Annotated in this window: 14 protein-coding genes; 9 read left to right on the top strand and 5 right to left on the bottom strand. The window is 74.5% G+C overall.

Annotated features, from left to right (window positions below):
* On the bottom strand, positions 1–293 hold a 293-nt coding region (locus M0638_RS26535), incomplete at its 3' end, for a hypothetical protein (RefSeq protein WP_248669964.1).
* Between the two features lie 57 nt (positions 294–350).
* Between M0638_RS26535 and M0638_RS26530 the strand changes: the two genes are divergently transcribed.
* Entirely contained in the window at positions 351–1,349 is a 999-nt protein-coding gene (locus M0638_RS26530) for a tripartite tricarboxylate transporter substrate binding protein (RefSeq protein WP_248669963.1), read from the top strand.
* Positions 1,350–1,641: 292 nt separating this feature from the next.
* Here M0638_RS26530 and M0638_RS26525 read toward each other — a convergent pair whose 3' ends face one another.
* From M0638_RS26525 to M0638_RS26515, 3 genes are all read right to left on the bottom strand, one after another.
* Positions 1,642–2,100, bottom strand: coding sequence for a cupin domain-containing protein (locus M0638_RS26525; protein ID WP_248669962.1), 459 nt, complete (start codon positions 2,098–2,100; stop codon positions 1,642–1,644).
* A gap of 196 nt (positions 2,101–2,296) precedes the next feature.
* Positions 2,297–2,926 (bottom strand): 3-oxo-tetronate 4-phosphate decarboxylase, encoded by a 630-nt coding sequence (gene otnC, locus M0638_RS26520; protein WP_248669961.1) that lies wholly within the window; start codon positions 2,924–2,926, stop codon positions 2,297–2,299.
* A gap of 306 nt (positions 2,927–3,232) precedes the next feature.
* Entirely contained in the window at positions 3,233–3,946 is a 714-nt protein-coding gene (locus tag M0638_RS26515; RefSeq protein WP_248669960.1) for a TlpA disulfide reductase family protein, read from the bottom strand.
* A 145-nt stretch (positions 3,947–4,091) separates the two neighbouring features.
* Here M0638_RS26515 and argH point away from each other — a divergent pair, with 145 nt between their 5' ends.
* From argH to M0638_RS26490, 5 genes are all read left to right on the top strand, one after another.
* Positions 4,092–5,420 (top strand): argininosuccinate lyase, encoded by a 1,329-nt coding sequence (gene argH, locus M0638_RS26510; protein WP_248669965.1) that lies wholly within the window; start codon positions 4,092–4,094, stop codon positions 5,418–5,420.
* Complete coding sequence (locus M0638_RS26505) at positions 5,417–5,698, top strand: hypothetical protein (protein WP_248669966.1); 282 nt, start codon at positions 5,417–5,419, stop codon at positions 5,696–5,698. The genes argH and M0638_RS26505 overlap by 4 nt, the downstream gene beginning before the upstream one ends.
* Before the next feature lie 287 nt (positions 5,699–5,985).
* The gene (locus M0638_RS26500; RefSeq protein WP_248669959.1) at positions 5,986–8,064 is read left to right on the top strand and encodes a prolyl oligopeptidase family serine peptidase; all 2,079 of its coding nucleotides are present in this window, start codon (positions 5,986–5,988) and stop codon (positions 8,062–8,064) included.
* Positions 8,065–8,169: 105 nt separating this feature from the next.
* A complete protein-coding gene (locus tag M0638_RS26495) occupies positions 8,170–8,376 on the top strand; it encodes a hypothetical protein (RefSeq protein ID WP_248669958.1) in 207 nt (68 codons plus the stop codon).
* A 283-nt stretch (positions 8,377–8,659) separates the two neighbouring features.
* Positions 8,660–9,781 carry a hypothetical protein gene (locus M0638_RS26490; protein WP_248669957.1) on the top strand — a complete coding sequence of 374 codons (1,122 nt, stop codon included), beginning with the start codon at positions 8,660–8,662 and terminating at the stop codon, positions 9,779–9,781.
* Between the two features lie 76 nt (positions 9,782–9,857).
* Here M0638_RS26490 and M0638_RS26485 read toward each other — a convergent pair whose 3' ends face one another.
* Positions 9,858–10,763, bottom strand: coding sequence for a LysR family transcriptional regulator (locus M0638_RS26485; protein WP_248669956.1), 906 nt, complete (start codon positions 10,761–10,763; stop codon positions 9,858–9,860).
* A 92-nt stretch (positions 10,764–10,855) separates the two neighbouring features.
* Between M0638_RS26485 and M0638_RS26480 the strand changes: the two genes are divergently transcribed.
* From M0638_RS26480 to M0638_RS26470, 3 genes are read left to right on the top strand one after another with little or no spacing between them, the layout of a single operon-like run.
* Positions 10,856–12,058: a pyridoxal phosphate-dependent aminotransferase gene (locus M0638_RS26480; RefSeq protein WP_248669955.1), complete on the top strand. Its 1,203-nt coding sequence runs from the start codon at positions 10,856–10,858 to the stop codon at positions 12,056–12,058.
* Between the two features lie 44 nt (positions 12,059–12,102).
* Positions 12,103–13,758 (top strand): hydantoinase B/oxoprolinase family protein, encoded by a 1,656-nt coding sequence (locus tag M0638_RS26475; protein WP_248669954.1) that lies wholly within the window; start codon positions 12,103–12,105, stop codon positions 13,756–13,758.
* Positions 13,759–13,762: 4 nt separating this feature from the next.
* The gene (locus M0638_RS26470) at positions 13,763–15,880 is read left to right on the top strand and encodes a hydantoinase/oxoprolinase family protein (protein ID WP_248669953.1); all 2,118 of its coding nucleotides are present in this window, start codon (positions 13,763–13,765) and stop codon (positions 15,878–15,880) included.
* Positions 15,881–15,951: the final 71 nt, after the last annotated feature.

Below are 15,951 nucleotides of genomic sequence, written 5' to 3'. Positions count from 1 at the left end.
CCGGCCGCGGCGGCCACGGGGGCCGGGAGCGTGGCGGAATCGTCCCGGATCACCCCCCGGACCCGCGCGCCGGGCCGGCGGGCGACCCTCGCCTGGGCGCGTGTGCCGCCGGCCACGGCGAACCGCAGTCCGGTTGGGACTGCGGTTCGCCGTAGCTCGTTGTTCTCGGTGCGGATTCGCCGCCGGGCGTGTCCGCCCGACGGCGATCCGCTCCAGGCAGGCTTGCGCAGCCTGCGCCACGGATGGAAGTCGGCGAAGGCAGGCTGCGCAAGCCTGCTCAGCCATTCGTCCATGCGCAAACCTCCAGAGGTTTGCTTAGGCCACGAGAAAGAACAGCAGGTGAGGAAGGAATGTCCGACAGTCACCCCAGCCCGACCCCGCCGGCGCCGACGCGCCGTGCCGCGCTCGCCATGCCGATGCTGCTGCTCGCCGGCCGCGCCCTGGCCCAGACGGGCGGCGAGGCGGGCTTCCCGAACCGCTCGGTGCGCATCGTCGTGCCCTACACGCCGGGCGGCTCGGCCGACATCGCCGCGCGCCTCCTGGGCGAGCGGCTCTCGCCCGTCTGGGGCCAGCCGGTGGTGGTGGAGAACCGCGCCGGCGCCAACGGCATCATCGGCACCGAGGCCGTGGCCAAGGCGGCGCCCGACGGGCACACGCTGGGCATGGTCTCGGTGAACCACGCCGTGAACGTGGCGCTCTACCGCACGCCCTTCGACACGCTGCGCGACCTCGCCACGCTCAGCGTGATCTACAGCGTGCCGCTGGTGCTGGTGGCCGCCCCCGACTTCCCCGCGAACACGCCGCAGGAACTGGCGGCGCTGGCGAAGCGCCGGGGCGGCATCGGCTTCGCCGGCACCGGCGGCGCCGTGCACCTGGCCGCCGAGATGTTCGCCGCCCGCGCCGGGGTGGAGCTGACGCATGTCCCCTATCGCGGCAGCACCGCGGCGCACCCCGACCTGATGGCCGGGCGCGTCGGCATCATGTTCGACCCGCTTCCCTCCGTGCTCGGCCATGTGCAGGGCGGCAAGCTGAAGGCGCTGGCGGTGACCTCGGCGCAGCGCGTGGCGCCGCTGCCCGACGTGCCGACCATGGCGGAGGCGGGCTTCCCGGGCTTCGAGGCGGCGACCTGGGGCGCGCTGATCGCGCCCGCCGGGCTGCCGGTCCCGGTCGCGGCGCGCATCGCCGCCGACACGGCGGCGCAGCTGCGCGAGCCCGCGGTGCGCGAGCGCTTCGCCGGCTTCGGGGCCACGGTGGTCGGCAACGGGCCGGGCGAGGCGCAGGAATTCGTCGCCGCCGAGGTGGCGAAGTGGTCCGAGGTCGCGTCGCGGGCGGGAATCGAGCGGCAGTGACGCCGGGCGGGGCGGACGCCGGGGCGCATGGCCGCCCTGGCGATCCGTCCTCCGGCGACCCATCTCCGGCATCCGTCCCTCTGCCGGAGCCGCGATGCGCCGATTCGAGCAATGGTTCGCCCGCCACGGCTGGAAGGCGGTGCTGGTGGCGCTGACCGTGTCGGCGCTGGTGCGTGCCTGGCAGCTCTGGCCCTCGGTGGTGAGGTAGAGGTCCCGGATCGCATGGTTCGCCCCCCTGCCCCGGTCGCGGGCGGCGGGATCGGGAAAGCGCCGTCGGGCGCGTGTCCCCGGCTTAGCGGGGCCCGGTGCCGGGCTGCCAGCCGGGTGGCGCCATCTCGAAGCCGGCGAAGTCGAAGGCCGGGCAGACGGTGCAGCCGACCAGCGTCCAGCGCCCGAGCGTGCGCGCGGCCTGCCAGCAGCCGGCCGGCACGATCGCGAAGGGCGCCTCCCCGGCCGACAGGGCCGGACCCAGGCGATGCGCGGCCACCTCCCGGCCATCCGGCGACAGCGAGAGCGCCAGCGGCGCGCCGCCGTACCAGTGCCAGGCTTCCACCGCATCCACCCGGTGCCAGTGCGAGGCTTCGCCCTCGGCCAGCAGGTAGTAGATGGCGGTGCCGGCGCCCCGCCCGCCCGGCGCCGGGGCATCGCGCCAGATCTCGCGGTAATGGCCGCCCTCGGGATGCGGCCGCAGCCCCAGCGCCGCGACGACGGCGCGCGGTTCGAGGCCCGGGTCGCGCAGGTCGAGCGTCATGCGGAGCTCCTCCCGGACCGGATCGCCGGCGGGCGGGAATGCCCGCCGGCGCGAAGCCACGCCGGAAACGATGGCCGGCAGCCGGATGCGATCCCGGCCGCGCCGCATGCCGCCCCGACGGCCATCCTGCCGCGGCGGCGCGACGCGCGGCCACGGTTCGGCAACCCGGGCGGCACCGCGCGACGCTGCCGCCGGCTCAACCGAAGGCCTGGCGCAGCTCGGCCACCGCCGCCGCGTCCAGCATCCGCACCGGCACGCCGCGCAGGATGACGAGCAGCCTCGCCGTCTCCTCCAGCTCCTCGGCGGCATAGACCGTGGCGGCCAGCTCCCTACCGCTGACCACCGGCCCGTGGTTGGCCAGCAGCACCGCCGCGTGCCGCCCCTCCAGCGCCCGGATCAGCTCGCCGCCGCGCGGGTCGCCGGGGCGGAAGTAGGGCACCAGCGGCACCCGCCCGACCCGCATCACCACGTAGGGCGTCAGCGGCGGCACGCAGTCCGCGGGATCGGTCTCGGCCATGCAGGACAGGGCGGTGGCGTAGGTGGAGTGCAGGTGCACCACCGCGCCGGTGCCGGGACGGGTGTCGTAGAAGGCGCGGTGCAGCGGCGCCTCCTTGGAGGGCGGGTCGCCGGCGACGTGGTTGCCGTCCCGGTCGAGCTTGCTGATCCTCGCCGGGTCGAGGAAGCCGAGGCACGAATTGGTGGGCGTGATCAGCAGCCCGTCCGCCACCGCCGCGCTGATGTTGCCCGCCGAGCCGACCGAGAAGCCCCGGTCGAACAGCGACTTCGCCAGCCGCGCCATCTCCTCGCGCAACCTGCTCTCGCTCATGCCCGCCTCCCTGCGAGGAGGGCTCCGCCCTCCCCGTACCCCGTGCCTATCGTCGGGGAGGGCTCCGCCCTCCCCGCACCCCTCCGGCCAGGGAAGGCTCCGCCTTCCCCGGACCCCATCCGGCAGGAGGGCGAGGCCCTCCCGCACCTCTCCTCGTTTTGGTTCCGGGGGCCTGGAACGCCCCGGCAGTCCTTCCCGAAACGGGGGATCCAAGGGGGCTTCGCCCCTTGGCGGAGGGTGCAGGGAGGCAGCGCCTCCCTGCCGGGGTTCGGGGCAGCGCCCCGATGCCCCCACGCCCGCCGCCCGTCACGCCGGCGGCGTCGCCTCCTCCCGCGCCAGTGCCCGCACCGCCGCCAGCAGCGCCGGCGAGTCCCAGGCCGCGTCCCCGAGCAGCCGCGCCCGCTCCCGCCCCTGCCGGTCCACCAGGATGCTCGTGGGCAGCCCCCGCGCCCCCAGCGCCCGCATCGCCGCGCCGCGCGGGTCCAGCCACACGCCGAGATGGCTCACCCCGCGCTGGCGGTAGAAGGCCTCCACCACCGGCCGGCCGCCACGGTCCGAGGAGAGCGGCAGCACCGCCACCCCCTCCCCCGCCAGCGCCGCCTGCATCCGGTCGAGCGAGGGCATCTCGGCCACGCAGGGCGCGCACCAGGTCGCCCAGAGGTTGATCACCAGCGCCTTGCCGGCGAAGTCGGCCACGGTGCGCGGCGTGCCCTCGGCATCGGTGAAGCCGAATTCCGGCAGCGGCGTCGGCGGCGATTCGACCAGTTGCCCCAGCGTCTCGGCCAGCGACACGTCCAAGGGGGCGAAGGGCGGCACCGCCTCGGCGCCGTGCGGCCCGAGCAGCCCGGCGGCCGGCCGGAGCGGCGTGCCTTCGCGCGAGGGTGCCGCCAGCGCCTCCGCCAGCCCGGCCGCGCGGCCTTGCCGGGCCGGAAGCGCGGCGGCTAGGGTCCCGGCCAGGACGCCCCCCTTGGCCGCCAGGGCCGCGAGGCCCAGAAAGTCCCGGCGCGCGCATCGCAGCACAGGTTTCTCCTTGTCCAGCATCCCGAACGACCCGGCCGCCCCCGCTTCCGCCGCCGGCCAGCCGGCCGCCAGCCAGGCCACGGCCAACCAGCCCACCGCGAACCAGCAATGGGGCGGGCGCTTCGCGGCCGGTCCGTCCGCCATCATGGGCGCCATCAACGCCTCGATCGGCTTCGACCGCAAGCTGTGGCGGCAGGACATCAGGGGCAGCCTCGCCCACGCCGCCATGCTGCGCCATGTGGGCATCCTCTCGGACGCGGAGGAGAAGGCGATCCGCGAGGGGCTGGCGGCCATCGGCGCCCGCATCGAGACCGGCGATTTCGAGTTCTCGGACGCGCTGGAGGACATCCACATGAACGTGGAGGCGCGGCTGACCGAGGCGATCGGCGAGGCCGGCAAGCGCCTGCACACGGCGCGCTCGCGCAACGACCAGGTGGCGACCGACATCCGCCTCTGGGTGCGCGACGCGATCGACGGGCTCGACGCCCAGCTCGCCGACTGCATGCGGGCGCTGGCGGACCGCGCCGCCGAGCATGCCGGCACGGTGATGCCGGGCTTCACCCATCTCCAGCCGGCGCAGCCCACCACCCTCGGCCACCACCTGCTGGCCTATGTCGAGATGCTCTCGCGCGACCGCGGCCGCCTCGCCGATTGCCGCCGCCGCCTGAACGAGAGCCCGCTCGGCGCGGCCGCGCTGTGCGGCACCGGCTTCCCGATCGACCGGCACATGACGGCGGCGGCGCTGGGTTTCGACGGCCCCACCCGCAACAGCCTGGACTCGGTCGCCAGCCGCGACTTCGCGCTGGAATTCCTCGCCGCCTGCGCGATCTGCGCCACGCACCTCTCCCGCTTCGCCGAGGAGGTGACGATCTGGACCAGCCCCTTCTTCGGCTTCGTGCGCCTCTCGGACGCCTTCACCACCGGCTCCTCGATCATGCCGCAGAAGCGCAACCCGGACGCGGCGGAACTGGTGCGCGCCAAGACCGGGCGCATCAACGGCGACCTGATCGGGCTGCTGACGGTGATGAAGGGCCTCGCCCTGACCTATGCGAAGGACATGCAGGAGGACAAGGAAGGCGTGTTCGACGCGGCTGAGAACCTGGCCCTCGGCCTCGCCGCGACCGCCGGCATGGTGCGCGACCTGCGGCCGGACGCCGAGCGCATGAAGGCGGCCGCCGGCGCCGGCTTCTCCACCGCCACCGACCTCGCCGACTGGCTGGTGCGCGAGCTGCGCCTGCCCTTCCGCGACGCCCACCACGTCACCGGCCGGCTGGTGGCGATGGCCGAGGCGAAGGGGGTGGACCTCGCCGCGCTGTCGCTCGACGAGATGCGGACGGTGGAGCCGCGCATCACGGAAGGCGTGTTCGGGGTGCTGACGGTCGAGGCCTCCGTCGCCTCGCGCACCTCCTATGGCGGCACGGCGCCGGACAACGTGCGCCGGATGGCGGCCGAGTGGCAGGAAAGGCTGGCGTGAGCCGCGCCTCCCGCCCGCGGCTGGCCCTGCTGGCGCTCGGCCTGCCGCTGGGGCTGTCCCTGGGCCTGGCCGGCTGCGGCAAGGTCGGGCCGGTGCGGGCGCCCGGGCCGCCGGCGGAGATCGTCTATCCGCGCTCCTACCCGGTCTATCCGCCCCGCCACGGGCAGCAGCCGGCCGCGCCGCCGGCGCCGCTGACCGGGGCGGCGCCGGGCAGCGGCGGAATCGGCGGCGGCGCGGCGCCGGGGGTCGTGGACCCGTCGCAGTTCCAGTACCACTGATGCCGGCCCGCACAGGTCCCGACCTGCGCGGGCCGGGTACCGCACGCGGGACTTTGGGGCGGCCGCGCGCCGAAACGGCGAATCATCCGGGTCCGGGCGACGGGCGCGGCCGGCGGGGCTAACCCCCCCGGGTCCCGGCAGGAAGGTTCTGCCTAAGCAGGCTTGCGCAGCCTGCGCCACGGATGGAAGTCGGCGAAGGCAGGCTGCGCAAGCCTGCTCAGCCATTCGTCCATGCGCAAACCTCCAGAGGTTTGCCTAGCATCCCCGCGCCGACACAGGAGGCCATGATGCCCGACGAATCCGGCCTGCCCGACCTCGCGCGCCCCGACGACGATCCCCGCCTCTGGCTGGAGGAGATCGAGGGCGCGCGGGCGCTCGACTGGGTGGCGCGGCAGAACGCGGCGACGCTGGCCGCCTTCGCCGGGCCGCGCCTCGATGCGGACCGCGAGGCGCTGCGGGCGGCGCTCGACCAGCCGGACCGGGTTCCCTACGTCACGCGGCGCGGCGGTCTGCTCTACAATTTCTGGAAGGACGCGGCGCGGCCGCGCGGGCTGTGGCGCCGCACCACGCTCGACTCCTACCGCACCGACGACCCGGACTGGGAGGTGCTGCTCGATCTCGACGCGCTGTCGGCCGCCGAGGGCGCGGACTGGGTGTGGCAGGGCGCGGCAACGCTTCCCGGCCGGCACGACCGCGCCATGCTGCGCCTCTCGCGCGGCGGCGGCGACGCGGTGGTGCTGCGGGAGTACGACCTGGCGGCGCGGGCCTTCGTGCCCGGCGGCTTCGCCGCGCCCGAGGCCAAGGGCGGCGTGGACTGGATCGACCGCGACACGCTGCTGCTCTCCTCGGCGCTGGGCGAGGGCATGGCGACGGCCTCCGGCTACCCGCGCACGGTGCGGCTGTGGCGGCGCGGCGAGGATCCGCTGGCGACGCGCGTGCTGCACGAGGTGGGGCCGGAGATGATGGGCCTCTGGGGCGGCGTGGACCGCGAGGTGCCGGGCCGGCTGGTCTTCGCCGAGCAGCTCGGCTTCTACGACCAGCGCGTGCGGCTCGGCGACGAGTCCGGCCCGACCACCCTGCTCGACCTGCCGACCGACGCGCGCGCCACCTGGCAGCGCGGCTGGCTCGCGGTGCGACGGCGCGGCGAATGGACGGTGGGCGGCCGGACCCACGCACCGGACACGGTGCTCGGCATCCGCCTCGACGACTTCCTGGCCGGCGGGCGCGACTTCACCGTGCTGTTCGTCCCCGGGCCGCGCCGGGCGATCCAGGGCTTCTTCTGGTGCGACGGCGCGCTGGTGCTCTCGGTGCTGGACGACCTGCGGCCGGTGTTCACGCGGCACCGGCCGGGCGATGGCGGCTGGACGGCGGAACCGATCGGCGGGCTGCCGACCATCGGCGTGGTGAGCGTCTGGCCGCTGGACGCGGAGGCGGAGGAGTCGGACGGCACGCTGCTGGTCGAGGCGCAGGACCCGGTGACGCCGCCGAGCCTGCTGCTCGCCCCGCCCGGCCTGCCCATGCCGGCGCTGCTGAAGCGCTCGCCCGTGCTGTTCCACGCCGCCGGCCTCGCGGTGACGCGGCACGAGGCGGTCTCGGTGGACGGGGAGCGCATCCCCTACTTCCAGGTGGGGCCGGAAGGCGGCCCGACCGGGGAGGCGCCGGTGCACCTGACCGGCTACGGCGGCTTCCGCGTCTCCTCGCTGCCCACCTACATGACGCGCACCGGCAAGCTGTGGCTGGAGCGCGGCGGCACGGCGGTGGTGGCCAACATCCGCGGCGGCGGCGAGTTCGGCACCGCCTGGCACGAGGCCGGGCGGCTGGCGCTGAAGGCGCGCAGCCATGACGACTTCGCGGCGGTGGCCGACGACCTGGTGAAGCGCGGCGTCACCCGGCCGGGGCGCATCGCCGCCGAGGGCGGCTCGAACGGCGGGCTGCTGATCGCCAACATGCTGGTGCGCTACCCGGAGCGCTTCGGCGCGCTGTTCTGCACCATCCCGCTGATCGACATGCGCCGCTACACGAGGCTGCTGGCGGGGGCGAGCTGGATCGCCGAGTACGGCGACCCGGAGAAGCCGGAGGACTGGGCGTTCCTGCAGCACGTCTCGGCCTACCATCTGGCCGGGGCGGGGCGGCCGTATCCGCCGATCCTGCTGGCCACCACGCGGCGCGACGACCGGGTGCATCCCGGCCACGCCCGCAAGATGGCGGCGAAGCTGCAGGAGCTCGGCCACGACGCGCGCTTCCACGAGCCCGAGGCCGGCGGCCACGGCTTCGGCAAGGACAATGCCGAGGTGGCGGCCTTCGCGGCGCTCGGCGCCGCCTTCCTGCGCCGGGCGATCGGCTGGGAGGCGCCGGAGGCAGGCTGAGGGCGGGCGGCCGACGGGAGAGGGCGCGTCGGAACCGTGGCTGTGGCGACGATCCCGGGCGCGGGACGGGCGTTGAGGCCCGGGAACCCCCGACGGGAGGCTGCCATGGCCATCGACTTCCACGAGAAATCCGCCCGCCCCGCCAAGGTCGGCCCGCACGACCCGAAGCGCGACCAGCACGACCCGGCCGCGCCCGACCCGACGGCGGGCGAGATGTACGCCAACGAGACCGGCGAGCAGGCCGCCGTGGTCGGCAAGCCGGATGGCAAGGGCTTCGTGAACATCCCGGACAAGGACAAGCCGGCAGGCTGACGCCGGAGCGCCTTCCCGCCGGGCATGCCGGCATGCCGCCCCGGAAGATGCACGAAGGCACTGGCTGGCGCGGCTTCCGCCCGACGCGGTCGGGTGGAAGCCGCGCCCTCGGCGAACCGCGGTCCGGTTGGGACGGCGGTTCGCCACGGGTCCTTCCAGGAGCCGGCCCAGGGGGTGGCCCAGGGGTTGGCCCAGAAGCCGGCGTGGCGGGGTCCGGGCGGCGTCATGCCCCTCGGGAAAGCGCCCCGCACGTCGCGCGGCGCCCCCGCTCCGCCCGGCGGCGATGAAAGCCCTGCGCCGCGTCGAGGCCCTGCTCTTCGACACCAGCCCCGCCTCGTTCCTGCTGCTGCTGTTCGGCGTGATGCTGCTGCGCACCGGGGTGTGGCTCATGCCGAACCTCGACCTCGGCGCGCTCGTCGCCCGCAACCCCTTCGCCAACCCGTTCCCCGATCCCGAGTCCCACTACCTGCTCGGGAACTGGCTGGGCCCGTTCCTCGCCTGGACGCTGCGCTTCCATCGCCCCACCTTCTTCTTCGCCCTGCATGCCGCCTTCGGCCTGGCCTTCACGGCGCTGTTCGTGGCGCTGGCCTTCCGTCGCTTCCCGCCGCGCGAGGCGCGTGTCGCGCTGATCCTGTTCGCCGCCCTGCCGGTCTCGGCGACCGCCTGGTTCTGGATCGGCCCGGACGGGCTGACCCTGCTCCTGCTGCTCGCCGCCCTCGCCCTGGCGCGCCGGCCGCCGGCCGTGGGGCTGGTCGGCGTCGCGCTGGGCATGCAGCATTTCGAGCAGGGCTGCCTCGCCGCCGCCGGCCTGCTCGCCGCCACGCTGCTGGCGAGGCGCCAGGGCATCGCGACGCTGTGCGGGCCGCGCGCCGCCCTTGCCCTGCTGGCCGGCGTGGTGCTGGGCAAGGCGGGGCTGCACGGCATCCTCGCCTGGAACGGGGTGGCGGTGCGGTCGGGGCGGCTGGACTGGCTGGCCGCCCATCTCGGCGAATGCCTGCGCCAGTTCCTCCTGCACCCGCATGTCGTGCTCTGGTCGGTGCTCGGGCCGGGGTGGCTGGTGGCGCTGCGTTACGCCGATCTCGGGCGGCGGTCGCTGCCCTTCTTCCTGCCGCTCGGTGCGCTGCTGCTGCTCCTGCCGCTGGCGGGCGACCAGACCCGTGTGCTGGCGGTCGTGACCTTCCCGCTGGTCGCGGTCTTCTGGCTGCTCGACGGTTCCTTCCTGGCGCGAACCGCGCGGGCCGAGGCGGCAGGGCTGTTCGTGGTCTGGGCGGTGACGCCCTGGAGCTGGGCCTGGGGCGGGACGCCGCGCTGGTCGGCGCTGCCCTACGACTTCGCCCTCGTGCTCAACCGCCTGTTCGGCTGGTTCGCGGTGCCGCCGAACCCGCTGCCGTGGCCGTTCCAGTGAGAGCGGGGCGTCGTGACGGCGCGGACGCCCCCCGCTCGTGGCAGGCAGGCGACACGGCGCGCCCGGGGTGGCCCGGTCAGGGGGCCGCCGCGGCGCCCTGACGCGCCAGGTCGAGGAAGCTGGCGACGAGCGGGGACCGCTCGCCCCGCCGGCGCAGGATCCAGACCGGCGTGGTGGCGTCGGCGGCATCGAGCGGGCGGCAGGTCACCGCCTCGTGCCGCAACCGGCCCATCGCCTCCGGCACCACGGCGATGCCGAGGCCGACCGCGACCAGCGCGATGATGGTGGCGTTGGCGTTGGCGAGCTGGCTGATGCGCGGCACGAAGCCGGCGGCCCGGCACAGCGCCATGACCTGGGCCGGCAGGGTCTGCCCCATGGCGCCGCCGTAGAACACGAAGGGCTCCTCGGCCAGCGCGGCGACCGGCAGCGGGCCGCTGCCCGCGGCCAGCCGGTGGTCCATCCGCAGGGCGACGACCAGCGGCTCGCGGAACAGCTCGGTGGCGACCAGGCCCGGCGGCAGGGAGGGCTCGCCCTGGCTGCGGATGATCGCGATCTGCTCGCGCCCCTGCGCCAGCGCCTCGGTCTGCTGCCGGCTCTCGAACTCGTTGAGCACGAGCTGCACCTCGGGGAAGCGGCGGCGGAAGGCGAGGATGCAGCGCCCCACCGCGTCGGTCAGCGGCGCCGAGGGGAACATGCCGATGCGCAGCTCCCCGAGCTCGCCGCGCTGCGCCCGCGCCGCCACCTGCGCCGCGCGCGCCGCCTGCGCCAGGGTGGCGTGCGCCTCGGGCAGGAACAGCCGGCCGGCATCGGTCAGCGCCACGTGCCGGTTGGTCCGCTCCAGCAGCCGGGCGCCGAGCTGCGTCTCCAGCGCCTTGATCTGCTGGCTCAGCGGCGGCTGGGAGATGCCCAGCCGGCCGGCGGCGCGGCCGAAATGCAGCTCCTCGGCCAGGGTGACGAAGGCGCGGAGGTGGCGAAGCTCCATTCGATCCCGCTATCAAATCGGTCGGAAACCATATTGGACGCTATCAATCCCCGGCGCCTAGCCTCTGCTGCGGCAGCGAAGAGGATCCGGGCATGGCATTGACGGCGGCGCGTCTGGACCGGATCTCCGCCTCGCCCACCGTGGCGATGCGCATGGTGGCGGCGCGGCTGGCGGCGGAGGGGCGCGACATCCTCCGCGTCTCCTCCGGCGAGCCCGATTTCGACACGCCGCGCCACATCCGCGACGCCGCCCATGCCGCGATCGAGGCCGGCGAGACGCGCTACACCGACACGGCCGGCACCCCGGCGCTGCGCCGCGCCGTCGCCGAGCGGTTCCGGCAGGACAGCGGGCTCGACTACCGGCCGGAGGAGACCATCGTCGCCACCGGCGGCAAGCAGGTGATCTTCAACGCGCTGCTGGCGACGATCGACGAGGGCGACGAGGCGATCATCCCGACGCCCACCTGGGTCAGCTACCCCGACATCGTCAAGCTCGCCGGCGGCGTGCCGGTGACGGTGGAATGCGGCCCGAACCGGGGCTTCCGCCTCGGCGCCGAGCAACTGGAGGCCGCGATCACGCCGCGCACGAAGTGGCTGATCCTGAACAACCCGGGCAACCCGACCGGCACCGCCTATTCCGCCGAGGACCTGCGGCCGCTGACCGAGGTGCTGCTGCGCCACCCGCAGGTCTGGGTGCTGACCGACGACATCTACGACAAGCTGGTCTATGACGGCTTCCGCGTCGCCACCGTGCTGCAGGCCGAGCCGCGCCTGCGCGAGCGCACGGTGACGATGAACGGCTGCTCCAAGAGCTACGCGATGACGGGCTGGCGCATCGGCTATGCCGGCGCGCCCGTGCCGCTCGTCAAGGCGATGGACAAGCTCCAGGGCCAGAGCACCAGCAACCCGAGCAGCATCAGCCAGGCCGCGGCGCTGGCGGCCCTCTCCGGCCCGCAGGATTGCGTGGCGCAGATGCGCGCGGCCTACCAGCGCCGGCGCGACATGGTGGTGCCGCTGCTCGACGCGGCGCCCGGGCTGCGCTGCCCGATGCCGGAAGGCGCCTTCTACGTCTTTCCCGACCTGCGCGGCTGCCTCGGGCGCACCAGCGCCGGCGGCGCGCGGATCGGGACGGATTCCGACTTCGTCACCGCCCTGCTGGCCGAGGAGGGCGTCGCCACCGTGCCCGGCAGCGCCTTCCTCGCCCCCGGCCATTTCCGCCTCAGCTACGCCGCCGACGACGCGGTGCTGCGCGAGGCCTGCCTGCGCATCGGCCGCTTCTGCGCCGGGCTGCGCTGACCCCCTCCCCCACGCCGACCACCCCTTTCCCGGGAGCCCCGCCCATGCCGGAAACCCCGCCGCAATTCGACCCGATCACGCTGGAGATCTACTGGAACCGGCTGATCTCCATCGCCGACGAGGCCGCGACCGGCCTGCTGCGCACCGCCTTCTCCACCATCGTCCGCGAGTCCAACGACTTCGCCACGGTGCTGATGGACCGCAACGGCGACAGCGTCTCGGAGAACACCGGCGGCATCGCCTCCTTCTCCTGCATCCTGCCCAAGACCACCAAGGCCTTCCTGGAGAAGTTCCCGGCCGGGACCTGGCGGCCCGGCGACGCGGTGGTGACCAACGATCCCTGGCTCGCCACCGGCCACCTGCCGGACTTCACCGTGGTCAGCCCGATCTTCCATCGCGGCGCGCTGGTGGGCTTCGCCGGCTCCATCTCGCACTCGCCGGATGTCGGCGGCTCGCTCTGGTCGGCCGATTGCCGGGAGCTGTTCGAGGAGGGCATCCGCATCCTGCCGACGCGGCTGCTGCGCGAGGGGCGGTGGAACGAGGGGCTGACCGAGCTGCTCGCCGGCAATGTCCGCGTGCCGCGCCAGACGCTCGGCGACCTGGAGGCCCAGGTGGTGGCGAACGACGTGGCGGTGCGCCGCGTCGCCGAATTCCTCGAGGATACCGGCCTGCCGGACCTGCAGGGCCTCTCGGAAGCCCTGGCCGAGCGCGCCGACCGCGCCATGCGCCGCGCCATCGCCGAGGTGCCGGACGGCACCTACCATTCGGTGGTCGAGGCGGACGGCTTCGACGAGCACGTCACCCGCATCGCCTGCGCCGTGACGGTGGCGGGCGACACCATGCACATCGACTATGCCGGCACCTCGCCGCAGATCGACCGCGGCATCAATTGCGTGCTGAACTACACCCACGCCTATTCCGTCTACCCGGTGAAGTGCGCGCTCGACCCCTTCACGCCGCGCAACGAGGGCTCCTACCGCGCCATCACCGTGGCGGCGCCGGAGCGGTCGATCCTGAACCCGGTCTACCCGGCGCCCTGCTCGGCGCGGCAGCTCACCGGGCACCTGCTGGCGGGCGCGATCTACCAGGCGCTGGCGCCGGTGATGCCGGACAAGGTGATCGCCGATTGCGGCGGCGCGCCGACCATGCGGGCGCTGTTCAGCGGCCGCAAGGCGGATGGCGACCCGTTCTCGCAGGTGCTGTTCGCCTCCGGCGGCATGGGTGCCGCGCCGCACAAGGACGGCATGGCGACCACCGCCTTCCCGACCAATGTCGGCGCCGGCTCCATCGAGGCCTATGAGAGCGTGGCGCCGATCGTGGTGTGGAAGAAGCGGCTGCGCCCCGACAGCGGCGGCCCCGGCACCTTCCGCGGCGGTCCGGGGCAGGAGGTGGAGCTGGAGCTGCGCTCGCCCGGGCCGGCGCGGCTCTCGCTGCTGTCGGACCGGCACCAGCACCCGGCCGGCGGCGTGCTGGGCGGCCTGCCCGGCGCGCCTTCCGTGATCCGCTTCGCCGACGGCACGAAGCCGCACCCGAAATCCCGCACCACCGTCGAGCCGGGGCAACGGGTGACGCTGCTCTATGCCGGCGGCGGCGGCTACGGCGATCCGAGGCAGCGCGACCGGGAGGCGGTGAAGGCCGATCTGCGCGACGGCTACGTCTCGGCGGAATCCGCGCGGCGCGACTACGGGCTGGAGGACTGAACCCATGGCGAGCACGGCCCCCACCGCCCACCCCTCCACCGCCCGGATCGGCGTCGATGTCGGCGGCACCTTCACCGACCTCGTGCTGCACGATCCGGCGCGCGACCTCGTGCATACCGGCAAGCTGCTGACCACGCCGCACGACCCGAGCGAGGCCATCATCAGCGGCATCGTCCGGCTGTTGGAGGAGACCGGGCTGCGGCCCGAGGCGCTGCACAGCGTCGTCCACGGCACCACCCTGGTCACCAACACCATCATCGAGCGCACCGGCGCCAGGGTCGGGCTGCTGACCACGGAGGGCTTCCGCGACAGCATCGAGATCGGCCGCGAGACCCGCTACGACCTCTACGACCTGTTCCTGGAGGCGCCGCCCACCCTGGTGCCGCGCCACCGACGGCTGGAGGTGCCCGAGCGCATCGACGCCAACGGCGCGGTGCTGCTGCCGCTCGACGAGGCCGCCGTCGCCGCCGCCGCGCGCCGTCTGGTGGAGCGGGAGGGCTGCGAGGCCCTGGCCGTCGGCTTCATGCACAGCTACCACGCGCCGCGGCACGAGCGCCGCGCCGGGGAGATCATCCAGGCCCTGTTCCCCGGCCTGCCGCTCTCCCTCTCGGCCGAGGTGGCGCCGGAGATCCGCGAGTTCGAGCGGACCAGCACCGCCTGCGCCAACGCCTATGTCCAGCCGCTGATGCAGCGCTACCTCGACAGGCTGGAGGGCTCGCTCAAGGCGCTCGGCTTCGGCGGCAACCTCTACGTCATGCTCTCGGGCGGCGGCATCACCACGGTGCGCGAGGCCAAGGCCTACCCGATCCGCCTGATCGAATCCGGCCCGGCCGCCGGCGCCATGGCGGCCTCCTTCCTCGCCAAGCTCGCCGGGCTGGACAAGGTCGTCTCCTTCGACATGGGCGGCACCACGGCCAAGATGTGCCTGGTCGAGAACGGCGCGCCGGACCACAAATTCGACTTCGAGGCGGGGCGCGTGCGCCGCTTCCAGAAGGGCTCCGGCCTGCCGCTGAAGGTCTCGGTGGTGGACATGATCGAGATCGGCGCGGGCGGCGGCAGCCTCGCCCATGTCGATCCCGGCTCGGGGCTGATGAAGGTCGGGCCGCGCTCGGCCGGCGCGGTGCCGGGACCCGTCTGCTACGGGCGCGGCGGCACCCAGCCGGCGGTGACCGACGCCGACCTCGTGCTGGGCCGGCTCGATCCCGCCTACTTCCTCGGCGGCGAGATGAAGCTCGATCCGGACCGCGTGCGCCGCGCCTTCGCGGAGCGGATCTCGCCCGCGATCGGCATGGCGGCGGAGGACGCCGCCCTCGGCGTGCAGCGCATCGTGGACGAGACCATGGCGGCCGCGACCCGCATGCACCTCGCCGAGAAGGGCAAGGACCCGCGCCGCTACACGCTGATCGCCTTCGGCGGCGCCGGGCCGGTGCATGCCTGCAACCTCGCCCGGCTGCTGAAGATGGACCGCGTGGTGGTGCCGCTCGGCGCCGGCGTGGCCTCGGCGCTCGGCTTCCTCGTCGCGCCGCCGGCCACCGACATGGTGCGGAGTTACGTGGGCCGGCTGGAGCGGCTGGACTGGGGCCGCGTCAACGCGCTGTTCGAGGAGATGCGCGGCATCGGCCACGCCCTGCTGACCGAGGCCGGCGCCGACCCCGACCGCATCGCCTATACCCCCACCGCCGAGATGCGCCATGTCGGCCAGGGCTTCGAGATCCCGGTGCCGCTGCCGGGGCTGACGCTCGCCGAGGCCGACCTGCCGGCGATCCGCGCCGCCTTCTTCGAGAGCTACCGCGCCCGCTTCGGCCGGGTGATGGAGGACAGCCCGATCGAGGCGCTGAGCTGGCGTCTCGCCTGCGCCGCGCCGGGCAGCGACATCCGCCTCGGCGGCGCGCCGGCCGGCGGCACGACCAGCCTGGAAGCGGCGCGCCGCCCCGGCCGCCGCGTGCTGTTCGAGGGCCATGGCTGGCGGGACTGCGCGGTGTACGATCGCTACGCCCTGCCGGTCGGCGCGGAATTCGCCGGCCCGGCGCTGGTGGAGGAGCGGGAATCGACCTGCGTGGTCGGGCCGGACTCGGCCGTCGCCGTGGACGCGATGCGCAACCTGGTCATCACGCTGGGCTGACCGCGGGGAGGGCGCTGCCCTCCCCGGACCCCGCCCGCCAGGGAGGCGCCGCCTCCCTGGACCCTCCGCCG

Source organism: Roseomonas acroporae (assembly GCF_023223525.1).
Taxonomy (GTDB): domain Bacteria; phylum Pseudomonadota; class Alphaproteobacteria; order Acetobacterales; family Acetobacteraceae; genus Roseomonas_E; species Roseomonas_E acroporae.
The sequence above is the reverse complement of the archived record's forward strand: the minus strand, read 5'-3'. Positions and strand labels throughout refer to the sequence as shown.

Bases quoted from the DNA above. Each gene is read 5' to 3' on its own strand.
- M0638_RS26500 (WP_248669959.1), top strand. From the start codon at position 5,986: ATGCCCGACGAATCCGGCCTGCCCGACCTCGCGCGCCCCGACGACGAT.
- otnC (WP_248669961.1), bottom strand. From the start codon at position 2,926: ATGAGCGAGAGCAGGTTGCGCGAGGAGATGGCGCGGCTGGCGAAGTCG.
- M0638_RS26480 (WP_248669955.1), top strand. From the start codon at position 10,856: ATGGCATTGACGGCGGCGCGTCTGGACCGGATCTCCGCCTCGCCCACC.
- M0638_RS26530 (WP_248669963.1), top strand. From the start codon at position 351: ATGTCCGACAGTCACCCCAGCCCGACCCCGCCGGCGCCGACGCGCCGT.
- M0638_RS26470 (WP_248669953.1), top strand. From the start codon at position 13,763: ATGGCGAGCACGGCCCCCACCGCCCACCCCTCCACCGCCCGGATCGGC.
- M0638_RS26495 (WP_248669958.1), top strand. From the start codon at position 8,170: ATGGCCATCGACTTCCACGAGAAATCCGCCCGCCCCGCCAAGGTCGGC.
- M0638_RS26490 (WP_248669957.1), top strand. From the start codon at position 8,660: ATGAAAGCCCTGCGCCGCGTCGAGGCCCTGCTCTTCGACACCAGCCCC.
- argH (WP_248669965.1), top strand. From the start codon at position 4,092: ATGGGCGCCATCAACGCCTCGATCGGCTTCGACCGCAAGCTGTGGCGG.
- M0638_RS26525 (WP_248669962.1), bottom strand. From the start codon at position 2,100: ATGACGCTCGACCTGCGCGACCCGGGCCTCGAACCGCGCGCCGTCGTC.
- M0638_RS26485 (WP_248669956.1), bottom strand. From the start codon at position 10,763: ATGGAGCTTCGCCACCTCCGCGCCTTCGTCACCCTGGCCGAGGAGCTG.
- M0638_RS26475 (WP_248669954.1), top strand. From the start codon at position 12,103: ATGCCGGAAACCCCGCCGCAATTCGACCCGATCACGCTGGAGATCTAC.